Source organism: Pseudooceanicola sp. NS-SX9 (assembly GCF_057380705.1).
In genome coordinates, this window is the sequence record NZ_CM170818.1 from 2,158,893 (window position 1) to 2,175,049 (window position 16,157).

A 16,157-nucleotide genomic window follows, 5' to 3' on the forward strand; every position below is an offset into this window, starting at 1 on the left:
CTCACGCCTCCTCGGATTGCAGCGCGAAATGGTCCAGATGCAGGGTGAATTCCCCGGCCAGAGGCAATTCCAGGATCAGGATCGCCTCCGAGGTCGTATCAAAGGCCATGTCCTTCAGCGCCGCTTCTCCGACGCGGATGCTGTGTTCGAAGGGCATGGACGAAACGGGAACATGTCGGTTCAGATGGTCCTTGCGCGTGCCATCCCGCTGCTGCAGCCGCAGGGTCACCGTCAGTTGCCGGGGGATCTGCGCAGTGTTGCGGGCGCCGATTTCGAAGAAACTGATCATGTCGAGGCGCAGCGCCTTCGCCCGCCGCAGCGCCGGCAGGTCCAGCGCGCATTCCAGCGTCAGCCAGCGCGGCTTGGCGGCCAGCGGAAAGACCGGGTTCACCGACAGCCGCGACACCCGCGGCCCGGCGCCGGGCCCGGCGGGCAGGCTGCGCAGGCAGACGGTGGCACCGCTGTCGCCGACCTCGGGGTCCAGACCGATCCAGACGCCCGGGGCGAAATGCTGGTAGGGATCGGCGGCGAAGGCGGGCATCGGCGCCCCCTCGGTCAGCAGCGTCCCCAGCCCCGAATGCAGCGTGCTTGCCACGGCGATCTCGGCCGGAGCAAAGGAAGAGACCTGGCTTTCCACCTCGGCCCGCAGGGTGCGGATCATCCGCTCCATCCCCTGAAGTTGCAGCCTGATGCGATCCAGATTGGCCTGTGCCGTCATCGCGTCCCCCGTTTCACGGCGATGTCGCGATCCGGGCAAAGCGTCGTCCCGGACCGGGCGCGGGTTCTCCGCGCCACGCCTCCGGGGATCCGGCGGCGCGACTCCGTTCTAGGCGGGACTTCCTTAGCGAAAGGTAAAGGCGGGCCCGGCGGGCCTTTTGCAAGCCGGGCCCGCGTCTTTGCAAATCAGCCGGCGCGGCGCGCCTGCACCATGGCAGCGGCCTGCTGCAGCGCCAGCATCATCGAGCGCGGATCGGCCACGCCCTGGCCCGCGATGTCGAAGGCCGTGCCATGATCGGGCGAGGTCCGCACGAAGGGCAGCCCCAGGGTGATGTTCACCCCTTCCTCCAGCCCAAGGTACTTGACCGGGATCAGCCCCTGGTCGTGATACTGCGCCACCACCACGTCGAAGGCCCCCTTCCTGGCCTGCATGAAGACCGTATCCCCCGGCCAGGGTCCCGAAGCCTCGATCCCCTCGGCCCGCGCCGCGGCAATGGCGGGGGCGATGATCTCGATCTCTTCGCGCCCGAACAGGCCGCCCTCGCCGGCATGGGGGTTCAGCCCTGCCACCGCCACCCGGGGCGCGGCAATGCCGAAGGCCCGGCAGCCCTCGTGCGCCAGCCGGATCGCCCGCATCTGGGCGTCGAAATCCGCCAGCCGGATGGCCTCGGACAGCGCCACATGGATGGTCACCAGCACCGTGCGGATCACATCATTGGCCAGCATCATCGCCACAGGCACGTCGCCCGCGTAATGCGCCAGCATCTCGGTATGGCCGGGGAATTTCACTCCGGCCGCCGAAAGGGCCTCCTTGTGGATCGGCGCCGTCACGATCCCCGAGGTCCGCCCCTCCATCGCCAGGGCAATGCCCTGCCGGATCGCGGCAAAGGCCGCCGCACCGGCCTGGGCGGAAATCCGTCCATAGGCGGGGGGCACATCCATCGGCACACCGGTTTCGATCAGCCGCAGGTGACGATCCGACAGCGGCGCCTCCTCGGGGCCGGATACCCGCTGCAGCACATGTCCCGGCGCCACCAGCGCCCGCGCCCGCTCGGCCACGGCCCAGTGCCCCAGCAGAACTGCCTCGGGCGCGCCATCGGCCATCACGGCCCGCAAGGCGATCTCGGGGCCGATGCCCGCCGGATCCCCCAGACTGACCCCCAGCGGCCTTGCCCCACCAGAGCCCACCACAGCCCGCCCTTCCCTCATCCCGCCTGCCAGATCACCGCTCATGCCGTTTGCCTTTTCACACATGCCAAAGGCCCCTCTCAGGGCCTTTGCAAATTCCACAGATCCGTATGCAAAGTCATCCACCGTGTTACAAAGGGCATCCCACCCATTTGCAAACTCGGCCGTATCACGCTTCGTCGACCTCGTCCGCGCCGTCGTCAGCCGCACGCAAGCCGTGCCCCCGATAGCCCGTCGCCACGACAAATTTCTCAGAGGAATCCGATCGCGAGGCCGGCGGCTTGACATTCGCCACCTTGGTAAAGCGCTGCTTCAGGATCGCCTGCAGCTGCCCCTCGGCACCGCCCGCCAGAACCTTGGCCACGAAGGTGCCCCCTTCAGCCAGCACATCGAAGGCCAGATAGGCCGCCGCCTCGCACAGCGCGATGATCCGCAGGTGGTCGGTCTGCTTGTGCCCCGAGGATGCCGCGGCCATGTCGCTCATCACCACGTCGGCCTCGCCGCCCAGCCAGCCCTTCACCAGCTCGTCCGCCCCGTCCGACAGGAAATCAAGCTGATGCACCTCGGCGCCCGGGATCGGCTCGACCTCCTGCAGGTCGACGCCGATGATCCGGCCCACCGACTTGCCGGACTTCTCGCCCAGCGCATTGATCCGCGGCACGGCCACCTGGATCCAGCCGCCCGGCGCACAGCCCAGGTCGACCACCCGCGCCCCCGGCACCAGGAAGCGGAACTTGTCGTCCAGCTCCATGATCTTGAAGGCCGCGCGCCCGCGATAGCCCTCGGCCTTGGCGCGCGTCACATAGGGGTCGTTCAGCTGCCGCTGCAGCCAGCGGGTCGAGGACAGCTTGCGCCCCCGTGCTGTCTTCACCTTGACGGTCAGGTCACGGTAGCCCCGCCCCGAAGAGTTCTTGCCGGTCGGTTTCTTCGCCACGCCCTGCCCTTTCGCCTTTCCAAAAATATGTCGGGGGAGCGGCCGCAGGCCGCGGGGGCAGAGCCCCCGGCCCGCTGGCCGCTCTCGCGCCCGTAGAATACCAGAACGCGGCGCTTGTCAAAACCCGACAGCGCATACCGGCCCCCACGTCCCCCGCCGGGGCCGCAGTCAGTAGGGCGCATCCTCCAGCACGCCATCGGCGCTCATCTGGGCATAAAGCAGCCCCTCCCGCAGCCCGCGGTCTGCCACGCTCAGCCGGTCGGTGGGCCAGCAGCGCAGCAGCGCCTGCAGGATGGCACTGCCCGACATGATCAGCGCATGACGGTCCTGACCGATGCGGGGATCCTTGCGGCGCCCCTCGGGGCCCATCTCCAGGTAGCCGCGGATCACCCGGTCGATCTGGTCCGAGGTCATCCGCAGCCCGTCGACCTTGGTCCGGTCATAGCGCTTCAGCCCCAGGTGGCTGGCCGCCACCGTCGTCACCGTCCCCGAGGTCCCGACGATCTGGAACCCGGCGCGCGCCTGCACATCCTTGTAGGGCGCGAAATCGGCCAGCGCCTCTTCGAAGAACCACGACATCAGCGCGAAACGCGCCGCATCGTCCTCGACGTCGCGGAACTGGTCGCGCAGCGTCGCCACCCCCAGCGGCACGGAAATCCAGTCCACCACCTTGGCGGCGGGGAACGGGCTTTCCGGCGGGTGGAACCCGGCATGCAGCCGCATGATCGCCCGCGGACGCTCGCGCTGCGGCACCGAAGTCAGGTCGATCCACACCAGTTCCGTGGACCCCCCGCCGATATCGACCACCAGCAGCTGCTCGGTCCGGGTGGACACCAGCGGCGCGCAGGAGATCACCGCCAGGCGGGCCTCTTCCTCGGGCTCGATGATCTCCAGCTTCAGGCCGGTTTCCCGGCGCACCTGCTGGATGAACCCGGCCGCATTGGTCGCCCGGCGGCAGGCCTCGGTCGCGACCAGCCGCATGTGCCGGACCCGGTGCCGCTTCAGCTTCTGCTGACAGATGCGCATGGCCTGGATGGTACGTGCCATCGAGACACGCGAAAGCCGCCCGGATCGTTCCAGCCCGGAGCCGAGCTGAACCGATTTCGAGAAGCTGTCGACCACATGAAACTGACTGCCCTTCGGTTGGGCAATCAGCATGCGGCATGAGTTCGTTCCCAGATCCAGCGCAGCGTAAAGCTCCGCCGGATCGGGCGGGTTGGATGCGGGACTCTCGACCGGTTTAGGGAAAGCGCCCGCACCTTTCGGACGCCTGGGCGCCATGGTTGCGCCCTCCATATCGTGTTGATTACCAGAGTAATCATTCCCCCTCGCCTCCGCAAGATCCTTCCGCGCGCCCGGTTGCGGCCCGCCTCCCGATCTGCTTTGCAGCAGGGATCCGAAGCCGGCCCTTGCCAGGCCCCCCGTGCTTCATTATACATTCGTTTAAATAGGAGGAGGGCACATGCCCGACGTCACCATCGTCTACTGGCGCGACATCCCGGCCCAGGTCATCGTCGGCAAGGGCCGGCGCGCCACCAAGGCCGTGCTGCCGGAACGTTTCGAACAGGCCATCGACCGCGCCGCCATGAAGGTCGGCGCCTCGGATACCGATGCCTATCTGGCCGAGTGGCGCAAGGCAGAGCCCTTCCCTGTCGAAGGCGACCCGCAACAGGTCGCGAATGACGAAATCGCCCGCCTCGATCAGGCGTATGATCGGGACAGGATCAAGCAGCTGATCGCCAATGACGGCTGGGACGCCCCGCGGGGCTGACCATGGTCAACCGGCGCAAGATAAAGGAACTGGCCATGTCCCTACTTCCCTTCCGCCGCAAGACCACCGCCCCGGCGCCCGGCCCCGCCCCGATCGAGGGGATGCTCTCGGGCTATTCGATCGAGGTGATGCCGCGCACCGCCGCCAAGGTTGCCGATTTCCGGGCGCTGCTGCCCGGCGGCACCCGGGTTTACATCGCCCATATCGACGGCACACCCATCGACGACATGGTGGCCACCGCCCGGCGCCTGGCCGCCGAGGGGTTCGAGGTGATGCCGCATGTCCCGGCCCGGCTGATCCCGGACCGGGCCACCCTGGCCGACTGGATCGCCCGCTACCAGGGCGAGGCCGGCGTCACCCAGGCGCTGCTGCTGGGCGGCGGACTGGCCCGCCCGGCGGGGGATTTCGACAATTCGATGCAACTGATGGAGACCGGCCTGTTCGACGCCGCGGGCTTTGTCCGCCTGCATGTCGCCGGCCACCCCGAGGGCAACCGCGACATCGACCCCGACGGCAGCGACCGCGCGGTGACGCAGGCGCTGCGCTGGAAGCAGGCCTTCCGCGACCGCTCGGATGCCGAGATGGCCATCGTCACCCAGTTCGCCTTCGAGGCCGCCCCCGTCCTCGACTGGGCGCGCCGGCTGCGGGCCGAGGGCATCGCCCTGCCCGTGCACCTTGGCATCGCGGGGCCTGCCAAGCTGCAGACTCTGATCCGCTTCGCCATTGCCTGCGGCGTCGGCCCCTCGCTGAAGGTGCTGCAGAAACGCGCCCTTGATGTCACCAAGCTGATGCTGCCTTACGCGCCGACCGAGATCCTGACCGATCTGGCGCAGGCCGCCGCGAGCGACCCGGATTTCCCCATCGAACAGCTGCACCTCTTCCCGCTGGGCGGCATCCAGCCCTGCGCCGACTATGCGATCCGCCACGGCGGCGCCGCCACGCAGCCGCGCAGCGCACGCGGCTGAACCCGGACACCGACAGCGCGCTTGCCGCCGCCCGGCCAAGCCACTAGCAAGGGCCCGAAACCACCCCGGGATCGGCCCGGGGCCGGAACCGCGCGGCACCGGGCTTGCGCCCCGGCGCCGCGCCCGTCATACCCTGACGCCAACCGCCGCCTCAGAAGGATCAGACATGACCCGCACCGTCCTCGAATCCCAGTCCAAGACCGTGACCATCGGCTTTGACGAGCCCTTCTGCGTCATCGGCGAACGCATCAATCCCACCGGCCGCAAGAAACTGGCGGCCGAGCTGGAGGCGAGCGATTTCTCGACCGTGGAACGCGACGCGCTGGAGCAGGTCGCCTGTGGCGCCGCCGTGCTCGATATCAATGCGGGCGTGGTCTACAACTCGAACCCGAACCCGAACGAGACCGAGCCGCCGCTGATGCGCCAGATGATCGAGCTGGTGCAGGGGCTGGTCGACGTGCCGCTGTGCATCGACAGCTCGGTTCCCGGTGCGCTGGAGGCCGGCCTTGCGGTCGCCAAGGGCCGCCCGCTGGTCAATTCCGTCACCGGGGAAGAAGACCGGCTGGAGCTGGTGCTGCCGCTGATCAAGAAATACAACGTTCCCGTGGTGGCGATTTCCAACGACGATACCGGCATTTCCGAGGACCCCGAGGTCCGCTTTGCCGTCGCCAAGAAGATCGTCGAGCGCGCCGCCGATTACGGCATTCCCGCCCATGACATCGTGGTCGACCCGCTGGTGATGCCGGTGGGCGCGATGGCCACCGCCGGTCAGCAGGTCTTTGCCCTGGTGCGCAAGCTGCGCGAGGAACTGGGCGTGAATACCACCTGCGGCGCCTCCAACATCAGCTTCGGCCTGCCCTCGCGCCATGGCGTCAGCGCCGCCTTCCTGCCGATGGCGATCGGAGCGGGCATGACCTCGGCGATCATGAACCCCACCCGCCACGGCGAGATGGAGGCGATCAAGGCCGCCAACCTGCTGATGAATCACGATCCGAACGGCGGCGAGTGGATCCGCTTCTCGCGCATCACCGATGCGATGAAGGAAGGCGCCAGCTTTGCCGAGGCCGCGCAGGCCGCCGGTGCCGCGGCCGGTGGCCGGGGCGGGCGTCGCCGCCGCCGCGGCTGATCCCTGGATCCGCTCTGAAAACGCTGCGCCGGCCGGACCTTCCGACCGGCGCTTTTTCTTTTCCGGCAACGTGTTGGTGCAACCCCACCCGGCAGTTTCACTCAAAACCGAGCGAAACGCCCTTGCCGCGTAACTTCGTCTTAACGGCCCGCGCTCTATCACCCTATCGACGCATAGGAACAATTGGAGTCTGGCATGCTTTCGCTTCGCCCGCTTGCCCGGAGCAGGTGCCCATGACCGCGCCGCTGGTCCTTCCCCCCAAGCTGGATCTTCCAGCCGCCGGGCCCCTCGCGGATACGCTGCGCGGGCACCTCGACGCGGACCTGCAGATCGACGCCGGAGAGGTGACGCATCTCGGCGCACTTTGCCTTCAGGTGCTGCTGTCCGCCGCCAGCTCGCTGCGCGCCGCTGGCCACAGCATGACCATCCTCCATGCGACCGACCGCCTGGTGGAACAGATGGCCCAGATGGGCTTTACCCCCGAAACCGTGGCGGAGGGTCGGGAATGGGCCTGACAGTACTGGCAGTCGACGACAGCCGCACCATGCGGGACATGATCCGCATGGCGCTGGCCCCCGCAGGCTTCACCGTGCATCTGGCCGAGGATGGCGTGCACGGGATCGAGGTCCTGCAGGGCATCGAACCCGATGCCATCATCACCGACATCAACATGCCGCGCATGGATGGCTTCGGCTTCATTGACGCGGTGCGCGACCAGGAATCGCATCGTGCCACGCCGATCCTGGTCCTGACCACCGAAAGCGCGCCCGAACTGAAGATGCGGGCCCGCCAGGCCGGGGCCACCGGCTGGATCGTCAAACCCTTCGATCCGGCCAAGCTGGTCAAGGCGCTGCACATGGTCGCCGGCTAGAGGAGAGGCAGATGTCCGATCAGAATGACCCGATGGCAGAAATCCGCGCCTCGTTCTTCATTGAATGCGAGGAATTGCTGGAAGCGCTGCAGGATGGCCTGCAGGAGCTTGACGATGGCTCCGAGGATCCGGAAACCATCAACGTTGTCTTCCGCGCGGTCCATTCGATCAAGGGCGGCGCCGGGGCCTTCGGCCTAGAGGCGCTGGTCCGCTTTGCCCACCGATACGAAACCGTGCTGGACGAAGTGCGCAACGGATCGCTGCATCCCGACAGCGAGGCGATGAAGCTGTTCTTCCTGGCCGCAGACCAGCTGTCGGATCTGGTGCGCGCCAGCCGCGACGACATGCCCCTGCCCGAGGAAACCAGCGAAGAGCTGCTGTCGCGCCTGGATGCGCTTCTGGGCGACGAAGGGGCCGCCGAAGAGGTGTCGTCCGCCGATTTCACACCGATGGGGCTCAGCCTGTCGCTGGATCTGCCGGATCTCGACGCGGGGCCGGTGCTGAACCACTTCACCGTCCGCTTCAAGCCCGAGCAGGAGCTGTTCGCCACCGGCAACGAGCCGCAGATGCTGCTGCGCAACCTGGCGGGCTTGGGGACAGCGAAGGTAAGCTGCGACATGTCCGAGCTGCCGCCGCTGACCGAGCTGGCGCCGGAAACCCCCTATCTGCAATGGATCATTGATCTCGAGACCGAGGCCTCGGAACCCGAGATCCGCGATATTTTCGAATTCGTCGATGGCCTGTGCGAGGTCGAGATCAGCGGCGATGGCCTGCCGGGCCCCGCCCCGGAGGATCCGCCGCAGCCGATCGAGACCGCACCGCCACCACCCAAGCCGGCTGCGGCCGCCGCGCCGGCAGTGGCGCCGCCGCCACAACCCACCGCACAGAGCGTCGCGCCCCCCCCTGCAGAGTCCGGCAAGGAAGCCGAAGGGGACCGCAAGAATGCCGCCGCTGCCAAATCCGTGGTCCGCGTTGACCTGGAGCGGATCGAGCGGCTGGTGAACCTGGTGGGCGAGCTGGTGATCAACCAGGCGATGCTGTCGCAAAGCCTCGACGAGGCTGGCCTGTCGCCGCATTCCGATGCGATGAACGGGCTGGAGGAGTTCCAGCGCCTGACCCGGGACATCCAGGATTCGGTGATGATGATCCGCGCGCAGCCGGTGAAGTCGCTGTTCCAGCGCATGTCCCGGATCGTCCGCGAATCCTCGGCCGCAGTGGAAAAGGATGTCCGTTTCGTCACCGAAGGCGAGGCGACCGAGGTCGACAAGACCGTGATCGAACGTCTGTCCGACCCTCTGACCCACATGATCCGCAATGCCGTCGACCACGGTCTGGAAACCGCAGACAAGCGCCTGGCCGCAGGCAAGCCCCGCGCCGGCACCGTGACCCTGACGGCCGCGCATCGCTCTGGCCGGGTCATCATTGAAGTGGCCGACGACGGCGCCGGCATCAACCGTCCCCGCGTGCAAGAGATTGCCGCGAACAAGGGCCTGATCTCTCCCGATGCGCAGCTTTCCGACAGTGAGATCGACAACCTTTTGTTCCTGCCAGGATTTTCGACTGCCAGCAAGGTGTCGAACCTCTCCGGTCGCGGCGTCGGCATGGATGTGGTCAAGACCTCGATCCAGTCCCTGGGGGGGCGAATCTCGATCAATTCCGAACCGGGCAAGGGCACGACGTTTTCGATCAGCCTGCCGCTGACTCTTGCAGTGCTCGACGGGATGGTGGTCAATGTCGCGGGCGAAACGCTGGTCCTGCCGCTGAACGTGGTGGTGGAAACCCTTTCTCTGGGCCCCGACGACGTTCAGATGCTACGCCCTGGCGCCTATGTGGTGCGGGTACGCGGCGGTTTCGTGCCACTTTATGATCTGGGGATGATGCTGGGCTACCGCAGCACCCGCAAGACCGGCGAGGGCAGTATCGTTCTGCTCATCTCACTGGAGGACGGCAGCCGTGCCGCCCTTGTGATCGATGGCATCCAGGACCAGCGCCAGGTCGTGATCAAGGGCCTGGACGACAGCTTCTACCGCGCCCCCGGCATCGCCGCCGCGACGATCCTGGGCGACGGGCAGATCGCGCTGATCCTCGATCCGGCGGATGTCATCGCCGGCATGGGGCATATGCGCGGCTCGGATTTCATGTTCTCGGAAAGGATGACCGCAAATGAGTGAACATGGCCAGACCAGTGACCTGGAGCTGCTGACCTTCCGTGTCGCCGACCAGGAATATTCCCTCGACATCATGTCGGTGCGCGAGATCCGAGGATGGACCCGGACCACGCCAATGCCCCATGCCCCGGATTACATGCGTGGCGTGATCAACCTTCGCGGCACAGTGCTGCCGGTGATGGACCTGGCGCGACGGCTGAACCTTCCGTCTCAGGAAACCAATGACCGCAATGTGATCATCGTCGTGAAGATGAACGGGACATTGACCGGCCTCCTCGTCGATGCCGTATCCGACATCGTCGCCATCACAGAGGACGACCTGCAGGTCCCGCCCGACATTTCCTCGGATCCACAGTTGTCGGTGGTACGTGCCCTGACCGTCATCGATGATCGGATGATCCGCGTGCTCGACTTGGCGGCCGTGGTGCCCAGCCGCAGCGACGAGGCCGCATGAGCCCTTCTGCAACCGACACCTCGGCCATGGTGATGGATGACAAATCCTTTGCCACGCTCTCGGCACTTGCCAAGGCCGAGGCCGGTCTGGTCTTGCCGGTCGGCAAGATGACAATGGTACAATCCCGGCTGCGCAAGCGGCTGATTGCCAGCGGGCAGCCGGATTATCAGAGCTACTGCAAGCTGGTCTCTTCGCCCGAGGGCGAAGAGGAACGCCGACAGATGATTTCGGCGCTGACGACAAACGTGTCTCACTTTTTCCGCGAGTCTCACCATTTCGACATCCTGCGCGAAAAGCTGGTGCCAGTGCTGCTGCGCAAGGCGCGCGCGGGCGAGAAGATCCGCATCTGGTCTGCCGGATGCTCCAGCGGGCAAGAGCCCTATTCGATCGGCATGTGCCTACTGACCGCCGCCCCGGAACTGGCCAGCAAAGACCTGTTGATCCTCGGCACGGATATCGACCCGGCGATCCTAGAAAAGGCCGAGGCCGCGACCTATGGCAGCCAGCAGATTTCCGGCGTGCCCGAGGCGATGCGCAAGCTCTACCTGGAATCTGCCGGAGGCGATCACTTCAGGGTCGCCCCCAATGTCCGCCGTCTGGTGCGTTTCCGTGAACTCAACCTCTTGCGCGACTGGCCCATGAAAGGCCAGTTCGATGCCATCTTTTGCCGGAACGTCGTGATCTATTTCGACGCGGATACCCAGGCCTCCCTCTGGCCGCGATTCCGGCAAAGGCTCACCAGCGAAGGCTGGATCTTCCTCGGGCATTCCGAGCGGATCTCGGATGCCGCGCTTCCTCTCTTCGAACCCAATGGAATGACGGCCTATCGCGTGGCCGGTTCCACGCCTCTCACTTCCCGGAAGGATTGATACATGGCCCTGAGAGATCAGATCAGAATCATGGTGGTGGACGACATGTCCACAAGCCGGGGATTGATTACTCAGGCGCTGGACGCTTTCGGGATCCGCAATGTCGCCAGCACCTCGGATGGCCCCTCGGCCCTGAAAGAGCTTGAGACCAAGCCCGTGCACCTGGTGATTTCGGACTTCAACATGCCCGGCATGGACGGCCTGCAGCTGCTGCATGCACTGCGCACCGGCGCCAAGACCAAGGGGGTCGGATTCATCCTGATCACCGGCAAGGCGGACAAGGCGATCATTGACAAGGGCCGTGCTCTGGGCATGAACAACTTCCTGAAAAAGCCCTTCGAGCCAAACGATCTGAGGGCCTGCATCGAAGCGGTCGTCGGGCGTCTGTGATGCGGGCCCCGTCGAAAGGTCCCCCGCAGGACGAGCCCTCGGACAGTCTGGACATTGAGGCGGCAGCAATGGCCGAGGTTCTCGTCGGGCAACTGGCCAGCCTGCGCGGCCTGACCGCCGGACTGGAGGATGCGCTTTCTGCCAGTTTGTGTTCCTGCAAGCCGCTGACCGAGGACGCCTTCCTGTCCTTCCAGCGTATCGACTACATGCGCCAGTCCCTGAAGGATATGGAAGGGATGCTGACCGAATTCGGGCCTCTTTTCACCTGGAAACCAGGGCAGAGCCTTAGCCGCAGCCGGCTGCGGGCCAGTGTCGACATGGGCGACAGCATCTCGATGCTGCTGCGCGACGCACCGCCCCCCCTGGCCGAACGGGACGAGGATGGAGAAAGCGGGATACCTGACCTTTGGTAGCGCAGCCAGCGGGCGCTTTCGAAATGCCCGATCCCAAGGCCCGCCGCCGCCGGATCGGGCCTTTACGTGCTTCAGGCGGCATACCGAGGGGGATTTGTGGCCCCTCGGCCCCAGATCGCCTCCGTGCCTTTCTGGCAGGGCCAGGACCATATCGACAGTCGGGCCGTTCCGGCATAGCACCAAGTCCGAGGATGGCACGCGGTCCCGTCGACGACCCCGGCAAGACCACCTCCGGTTTCCGAAGCATGAGAGGCGGCACCATGACCCATCGGGAGGACCTGGAGCAATTGATCAATGCGCCCTCCATCGAGGAACTTTGGGCGGTGCATTGCGCGCGGATGGCCGAATACGGCTTTGACCGGCTGATCTACGGCTATACCCGCTATCGGACCGCCACGTCTTTGGGGGATCCCGAAGATTTCGTCATCCTGACCAACCAGACCCAGGAGTATATGGACGGGTTCCTGGGCAACGGGCTGTATTTCCACGCCCCGATGGTCCGCTGGGCGCTCGACAATGACGGCGCCTGTTCCTGGAAGATCCTGGCCGAAATGCTGGCCTCGGGGACGATCACCGAGAGCGAGCGCAAGGTGATCGAGTTCAACCGCTCCATGCAGGTCACTGCCGGCTATTCGGTGTCGTTCAAATCGCTGTCGCCGCGCACCAAGGGGGCGATCGCCCTGACGGCCCGGCCCGACCTGACACAGGACCAGATCGATGCCATGTGGCACGAGCACGGCCGCGACATCATCATCCTGAACAATATCGCGCATCTGAAGATCCTGACCCTGCCCTACAACAGCGCCGCCCGCGAATTGACGCGCCGCCAGCGCGAGGCGCTGCAATGGGTCGGCGACGGCAAGACCACACAGGACATCGCCCTGCTGATGGGCCTGACCCCGGCCACCGTCGAAAAGCACCTGCGCCTGGCCCGTGACACGCTCAACGTCGAGACCACCGCCCAGGCCGTGCTGAAAGCGGCCTTCCTGAACCAGATGTTCATCCTGGATGCCTGACCGACCGGACAGGTTTGTCAACCGCAGATTGCCCTTTTACCATTAACCTCATGGTAAGGTTTCCCTTACTTTTCGAAGGACCGTCGAATTGGCATATCAGGGCCGTTCCCTGAGTGATGGCCTTTGGCCATGGAACAACAGGATCCCGCCCCGACATTATCAGGGCCCCGGGTTCCGACCGGGCAACCGGATGCCGGGCATGGCGGTCTATTGGTCGACCGCAGGCACGGCTTCATCGGCGGGAGGTTTCGCATCCCCAAGAAGATCCTCCCCAACCGTCACGGTGCCGGCCCGTCCAGCCGGCACCGTTTTTCCATTCCGAAAACCCGCAGTGGCCGGCGCCTCCACAGCCTTGCCTTTGCCGTGCAAAGACCTGTCAGGCATGAAAAAAGGGCCAGAGAAACTCTGGCCCTTCTTCCACATGTCGAAAGGATCAGACCTGCGCGGCCTTGGCCACTTCTGCGGCGAAATCCTCTTCTTTCTTCTCGATACCTTCGCCGACTTCCAGACGGACAAAGCCCACGACTTCGACGCCGGCTTCCTTGGCGGCCGCTTCGACGGTCAGGTCGGGGTTGATCACGAAGGCCTGGCCCAGCAGCGTCACTTCGCCGAGGAACTTCTTCATGCGGCCCTTGATCATGTTCTCGATGATCGCTTCCGGCTTGCCGGATTCACGGGCCTGCTCGGTCAGGACCGAACGCTCGCGCTCGACCAGGGCCGGATCCAGATCCGCTTCGCCCAGCGAGGCGGGGTTGGCAGCGGCGACGTGCATCGCGACCTGACGGCCGAACTCTTCGTTCGAGCCCTTCAGCGCGACCAGAACACCGATGTTGCCCATGTTGGGGGCAGCCGCGTTGTGGACGTAGGACACGACCTGATCGCCTTCCAGCGACGCCATGCGGCGCAGGGTCATGTGCTCGCCGATGGTGGCGACCTTGTCGGTGATCAGCGCGTCAACGGTCTTGCCGCCGACCTCTGCGGTTTTCAGCGCCTCGATGTCGGACACGGTCAGGGCTGCGCCGACGATCGTCGACACCATGTCCTGGAAGTCCTTGTTCTTCGCAACGAAGTCGGTTTCCGAGTTCACCTCGACGGCGACACCCTTGCCACCTTCGACGGCCAGGGCAACCAGGCCCTCGGCAGCGGTGCGGCCGGCCTTCTTGGCGGCTTTCGCCAGGCCCTTGGTGCGCAGCCAGTCAACGGCAGCTTCCATGTCGCCATCGGTCTCGGTCAGAGCCTTCTTGGCATCCATCATGCCTGCGCCGGTCATTTCGCGCAGTTCTTTAACCTGTGCAGCAGTGATCGCCATGGGGGATCTCCTTACGTCTGAATAGGGTTCCGGCCGCGACTAGCACGCGGCCGGTGACACTTCTGTAACGAACGGACGGCTTACGCCTGCTCTGCCTCGGCAGCTGCGAGCTCTTCCTCGTAGCCTTCGACCAGTTCGCCAACGTCGACGCCTGCGGCGCCCAGCTGTGCGGTCATGCCGTCAAGCGCAGCGCGCGAGGCCAGATCGCAGTACAGCGAGATCGCGCGGGCCGCGTCGTCGTTGCCGGGGATGATGTAGTCCACGCCCTCGGGCGAGCAGTTGGTGTCGACGATGGCGACGACCGGGATGCCCAGCTTCTTGGCTTCCAGGATGGCCAGGGCCTCTTTCTTGACGTCGATCACGAACAGCAGGTCGGGAATGCCGCCCATTTCGCGGATGCCGCCCAGCGACGCCTGCAGCTTGGCCTGCTCGCGTTCCATGCCCAGACGCTCTTTCTTGGTCAGGCCTTCGGCGCCGCCTTCCATCTTCTCGTCGATTTCTTTCAGACGGTTGATGGACTGGGACACGGTTTTCCAGTTGGTCAGCGTGCCGCCCAGCCAGCGGTGGTTCATGTAGTACTGAGCGCATTTTTCAGCGGCTTCGGCGACCGGGCCCGAGGCCTGACGCTTGGTGCCGACGAACAGCACGCGGCCGCCCTTGGCAACGGTCTCGCGGATGACGTTCAGCGCCGCGTCCAGCATCGGAACGGTCTGCGTCAGGTCGAGGATGTGGATGCCGTTGCGGGCGCCGTAGATGAACTCGCCCATGCGGGGGTTCCAGCGCTGCGTCTGGTGGCCGAAGTGCACGCCAGCTTCAAGCAGCTGACGCATGGAGAACTCGGGAAGAGCCATGGTCTTTACCTTTCCGGTTTGCGCCTTGGCGGGGGTGTGAACCTGATGGTCAACCGGTGGACGCATGGGGATGTCTCCCCCATGGGCCCGACCCCGCCTGCGGGATTGAGTGGCGCCCCTTTACACGGCGGGACCTGCCTTGGCAACCCCGGCCGGGCAAAAGACGCAAAGGCGCCCCTTGCCTTTCGCCCGGACCCCGGCACAGATGGCGCATGAGCCAAGATTCCACCATCCTCTGCATCGGCGCCGTCCTGTGGGACATCATCGGACGCTCGCCCAACCACATGGAGCGCGGCGCCGACGTGCCGGGCCGCATCACGCGCCTGCCGGGCGGCGTGGCCATGAACATCGCCATGACGCTGGCGGGCTTCGGCATGAAGCCCACCCTGCTGACCGCCATCGGCCGCGACCCCGAGGGCGATGAGCTGGTGCAATCGTGCCGGGACCTCGGCATGGACTGCGGCCATATCTACCGCTCGGAGGACCTGCCCACCGACCGCTACATGGCGGTCGAGGGCGCCAACGGGCTGATCGCCGCCATTGCCGACGCACATTCCCTTGAGGCCGCCGGCGCCAAGATCCTGCGGCCGCTGACCGAAGGCCCGCTGGGCACGCTGGATCAGCCCTTCGCGGGGCGTGTGGCGCTGGATGGCAACCTGACGCTGCACCTGCTGGAGGAAATCGCCTCCTCGCCCGCCTTCGCGCAGGCGGATCTGCGGGTGGCGCCGGCCTCGCCCGGCAAGGCGCTGCGGCTGCGGCCCTTCCTGCGCCATCCCGGTGCGCTGCTCTATGTGAACCTGGAAGAGGCCGGGCTGCTCTGCGCGACCGATTTCCCCGATGCCGAAAGCGCGGCCCTGGGGCTGCTGGCCAAGGGCGCACGGCGGGCGCTGGTGACCGATGGCGGCAAGTCGGCCTGCGATGCCACCGCCGAGGGGCCGATCACCCTGACCCCGCCCAAGGTGATGGTGACGCGCGTCACCGGCGCGGGCGACACCTTCATGGCCGCCCATATCGTCGCCGAGGCCGAGGGCGCGCCGCGCGAAGAGGCGCTGCGCCGGGCCCTGCAGGCCGCCGCACGCTACGTTTCGGGGCAGAACCCGCTCTGACCCCCAACA

At 66.0% G+C, this 16,157-nt stretch carries 18 protein-coding genes; 12 read left to right on the forward strand and 6 right to left on the reverse strand.

The features are described 5' to 3' along the window. Position 1: 1 nt before the first annotated feature. The 4 genes from AC2ITM_RS10320 to AC2ITM_RS10335 all read right to left on the reverse strand — a co-directional run bounded on the left by AC2ITM_RS10320 (position 2) and on the right by AC2ITM_RS10335 (position 4,120). Positions 2 to 718, reverse strand: a complete 717-nt coding sequence (locus tag AC2ITM_RS10320; protein WP_486466561.1) for a hypothetical protein — start codon at positions 716 to 718, stop codon at positions 2 to 4. A 185-nt stretch (positions 719 to 903) separates the two neighbouring features. After that, the gene (gene pdxA / locus AC2ITM_RS10325; protein WP_486466562.1) at positions 904 to 1,950 is read right to left on the reverse strand and encodes a 4-hydroxythreonine-4-phosphate dehydrogenase PdxA; all 1,047 of its coding nucleotides are present in this window, start codon (positions 1,948 to 1,950) and stop codon (positions 904 to 906) included. A gap of 124 nt (positions 1,951 to 2,074) precedes the next feature. Further along, positions 2,075 to 2,839, reverse strand: coding sequence for an RlmE family RNA methyltransferase (locus AC2ITM_RS10330; protein ID WP_486466563.1), 765 nt, complete (start codon positions 2,837 to 2,839; stop codon positions 2,075 to 2,077). Positions 2,840 to 3,007: 168 nt separating this feature from the next. Further along, positions 3,008 to 4,120, reverse strand: coding sequence for a Ppx/GppA phosphatase family protein (locus AC2ITM_RS10335; RefSeq protein WP_486466564.1), 1,113 nt, complete (start codon positions 4,118 to 4,120; stop codon positions 3,008 to 3,010). A gap of 181 nt (positions 4,121 to 4,301) precedes the next feature. On the opposite strand from AC2ITM_RS10335, the gene AC2ITM_RS10340 reads away from it, so the two are divergent. The 11 genes from AC2ITM_RS10340 to AC2ITM_RS10390 all read left to right on the forward strand — a co-directional run bounded on the left by AC2ITM_RS10340 (position 4,302) and on the right by AC2ITM_RS10390 (position 12,882). Then, the gene (locus AC2ITM_RS10340; protein ID WP_486466565.1) at positions 4,302 to 4,610 is read left to right on the forward strand and encodes a virulence factor; all 309 of its coding nucleotides are present in this window, start codon (positions 4,302 to 4,304) and stop codon (positions 4,608 to 4,610) included. Between the two features lie 35 nt (positions 4,611 to 4,645). After that, the gene (locus tag AC2ITM_RS10345; RefSeq protein WP_486466566.1) at positions 4,646 to 5,575 is read left to right on the forward strand and encodes a methylenetetrahydrofolate reductase; all 930 of its coding nucleotides are present in this window, start codon (positions 4,646 to 4,648) and stop codon (positions 5,573 to 5,575) included. A 166-nt stretch (positions 5,576 to 5,741) separates the two neighbouring features. Further along, positions 5,742 to 6,701 (forward strand): methyltetrahydrofolate cobalamin methyltransferase, encoded by a 960-nt coding sequence (locus AC2ITM_RS10350; RefSeq protein WP_486466567.1) that lies wholly within the window; start codon positions 5,742 to 5,744, stop codon positions 6,699 to 6,701. A 233-nt stretch (positions 6,702 to 6,934) separates the two neighbouring features. Next, positions 6,935 to 7,216: an STAS domain-containing protein gene (locus AC2ITM_RS10355; protein WP_486466568.1), complete on the forward strand. Its 282-nt coding sequence runs from the start codon at positions 6,935 to 6,937 to the stop codon at positions 7,214 to 7,216. Next, complete coding sequence (locus AC2ITM_RS10360; protein WP_486466569.1) at positions 7,207 to 7,572, forward strand: response regulator; 366 nt, start codon at positions 7,207 to 7,209, stop codon at positions 7,570 to 7,572. Before AC2ITM_RS10355 ends, AC2ITM_RS10360 begins: the two co-directional genes overlap by 10 nt. Before the next feature lie 11 nt (positions 7,573 to 7,583). Further along, positions 7,584 to 9,743 carry a chemotaxis protein CheA gene (locus AC2ITM_RS10365; protein WP_486466570.1) on the forward strand — a complete coding sequence of 720 codons (2,160 nt, stop codon included), beginning with the start codon at positions 7,584 to 7,586 and terminating at the stop codon, positions 9,741 to 9,743. Beyond that, a complete protein-coding gene (locus tag AC2ITM_RS10370) occupies positions 9,736 to 10,194 on the forward strand; it encodes a chemotaxis protein CheW (RefSeq protein WP_486466571.1) in 459 nt (152 codons plus the stop codon). The genes AC2ITM_RS10365 and AC2ITM_RS10370 overlap by 8 nt, the downstream gene beginning before the upstream one ends. Continuing rightward, positions 10,191 to 11,063: a CheR family methyltransferase gene (locus tag AC2ITM_RS10375; RefSeq protein ID WP_486466572.1), complete on the forward strand. Its 873-nt coding sequence runs from the start codon at positions 10,191 to 10,193 to the stop codon at positions 11,061 to 11,063. Before AC2ITM_RS10370 ends, AC2ITM_RS10375 begins: the two co-directional genes overlap by 4 nt. Before the next feature lie 3 nt (positions 11,064 to 11,066). After that, on the forward strand, positions 11,067 to 11,453 hold the full coding sequence (locus AC2ITM_RS10380; protein WP_486466573.1) for a response regulator: 387 nt from the start codon (positions 11,067 to 11,069) through the stop codon (positions 11,451 to 11,453). A 68-nt stretch (positions 11,454 to 11,521) separates the two neighbouring features. After that, positions 11,522 to 11,866, forward strand: a complete 345-nt coding sequence (locus AC2ITM_RS10385) for a hypothetical protein (protein ID WP_486466574.1) — start codon at positions 11,522 to 11,524, stop codon at positions 11,864 to 11,866. A 260-nt stretch (positions 11,867 to 12,126) separates the two neighbouring features. Next, a complete protein-coding gene (locus AC2ITM_RS10390) occupies positions 12,127 to 12,882 on the forward strand; it encodes a LuxR family transcriptional regulator (protein ID WP_486466575.1) in 756 nt (251 codons plus the stop codon). Between the two features lie 433 nt (positions 12,883 to 13,315). On the opposite strand, the gene tsf is transcribed toward AC2ITM_RS10390, so the two are convergent. Together tsf and rpsB are read right to left on the reverse strand one after the other, a co-directional pair. Further along, complete coding sequence (tsf, locus tag AC2ITM_RS10395; protein WP_486466576.1) at positions 13,316 to 14,191, reverse strand: translation elongation factor Ts; 876 nt, start codon at positions 14,189 to 14,191, stop codon at positions 13,316 to 13,318. 80 nt (positions 14,192 to 14,271) lie between these two features. After that, positions 14,272 to 15,042 carry a 30S ribosomal protein S2 gene (gene rpsB / locus AC2ITM_RS10400; protein WP_486466577.1) on the reverse strand — a complete coding sequence of 257 codons (771 nt, stop codon included), beginning with the start codon at positions 15,040 to 15,042 and terminating at the stop codon, positions 14,272 to 14,274. 212 nt (positions 15,043 to 15,254) lie between these two features. On the opposite strand from rpsB, the gene AC2ITM_RS10405 reads away from it, so the two are divergent. Continuing rightward, complete coding sequence (locus AC2ITM_RS10405; RefSeq protein WP_486466578.1) at positions 15,255 to 16,148, forward strand: PfkB family carbohydrate kinase; 894 nt, start codon at positions 15,255 to 15,257, stop codon at positions 16,146 to 16,148. Positions 16,149 to 16,157: the final 9 nt, after the last annotated feature.

What these genes read in the sequence shown, in the direction of transcription:
- AC2ITM_RS10320 (WP_486466561.1), bottom strand. Translation starts at nt 718, where the DNA reads ATGACGGCACAGGCCAATCTGGATCGCATCAGGCTGCAACTTCAGGGG.
- pdxA (WP_486466562.1), bottom strand. Translation starts at nt 1,950, where the DNA reads ATGAGCGGTGATCTGGCAGGCGGGATGAGGGAAGGGCGGGCTGTGGTG.
- AC2ITM_RS10335 (WP_486466564.1), bottom strand. Translation starts at nt 4,120, where the DNA reads ATGGCGCCCAGGCGTCCGAAAGGTGCGGGCGCTTTCCCTAAACCGGTC.
- AC2ITM_RS10340 (WP_486466565.1), top strand. Translation starts at nt 4,302, where the DNA reads ATGCCCGACGTCACCATCGTCTACTGGCGCGACATCCCGGCCCAGGTC.
- AC2ITM_RS10345 (WP_486466566.1), top strand. Translation starts at nt 4,646, where the DNA reads ATGTCCCTACTTCCCTTCCGCCGCAAGACCACCGCCCCGGCGCCCGGC.
- AC2ITM_RS10350 (WP_486466567.1), top strand. Translation starts at nt 5,742, where the DNA reads ATGACCCGCACCGTCCTCGAATCCCAGTCCAAGACCGTGACCATCGGC.
- AC2ITM_RS10355 (WP_486466568.1), top strand. Translation starts at nt 6,935, where the DNA reads ATGACCGCGCCGCTGGTCCTTCCCCCCAAGCTGGATCTTCCAGCCGCC.
- AC2ITM_RS10360 (WP_486466569.1), top strand. Translation starts at nt 7,207, where the DNA reads ATGGGCCTGACAGTACTGGCAGTCGACGACAGCCGCACCATGCGGGAC.
- AC2ITM_RS10365 (WP_486466570.1), top strand. Translation starts at nt 7,584, where the DNA reads ATGTCCGATCAGAATGACCCGATGGCAGAAATCCGCGCCTCGTTCTTC.
- AC2ITM_RS10370 (WP_486466571.1), top strand. Translation starts at nt 9,736, where the DNA reads ATGAGTGAACATGGCCAGACCAGTGACCTGGAGCTGCTGACCTTCCGT.
- AC2ITM_RS10375 (WP_486466572.1), top strand. Translation starts at nt 10,191, where the DNA reads ATGAGCCCTTCTGCAACCGACACCTCGGCCATGGTGATGGATGACAAA.
- AC2ITM_RS10380 (WP_486466573.1), top strand. Translation starts at nt 11,067, where the DNA reads ATGGCCCTGAGAGATCAGATCAGAATCATGGTGGTGGACGACATGTCC.
- AC2ITM_RS10385 (WP_486466574.1), top strand. Translation starts at nt 11,522, where the DNA reads ATGGCCGAGGTTCTCGTCGGGCAACTGGCCAGCCTGCGCGGCCTGACC.
- AC2ITM_RS10390 (WP_486466575.1), top strand. Translation starts at nt 12,127, where the DNA reads ATGACCCATCGGGAGGACCTGGAGCAATTGATCAATGCGCCCTCCATC.
- tsf (WP_486466576.1), bottom strand. Translation starts at nt 14,191, where the DNA reads ATGGCGATCACTGCTGCACAGGTTAAAGAACTGCGCGAAATGACCGGC.
- rpsB (WP_486466577.1), bottom strand. Translation starts at nt 15,042, where the DNA reads ATGGCTCTTCCCGAGTTCTCCATGCGTCAGCTGCTTGAAGCTGGCGTG.
- AC2ITM_RS10405 (WP_486466578.1), top strand. Translation starts at nt 15,255, where the DNA reads ATGAGCCAAGATTCCACCATCCTCTGCATCGGCGCCGTCCTGTGGGAC.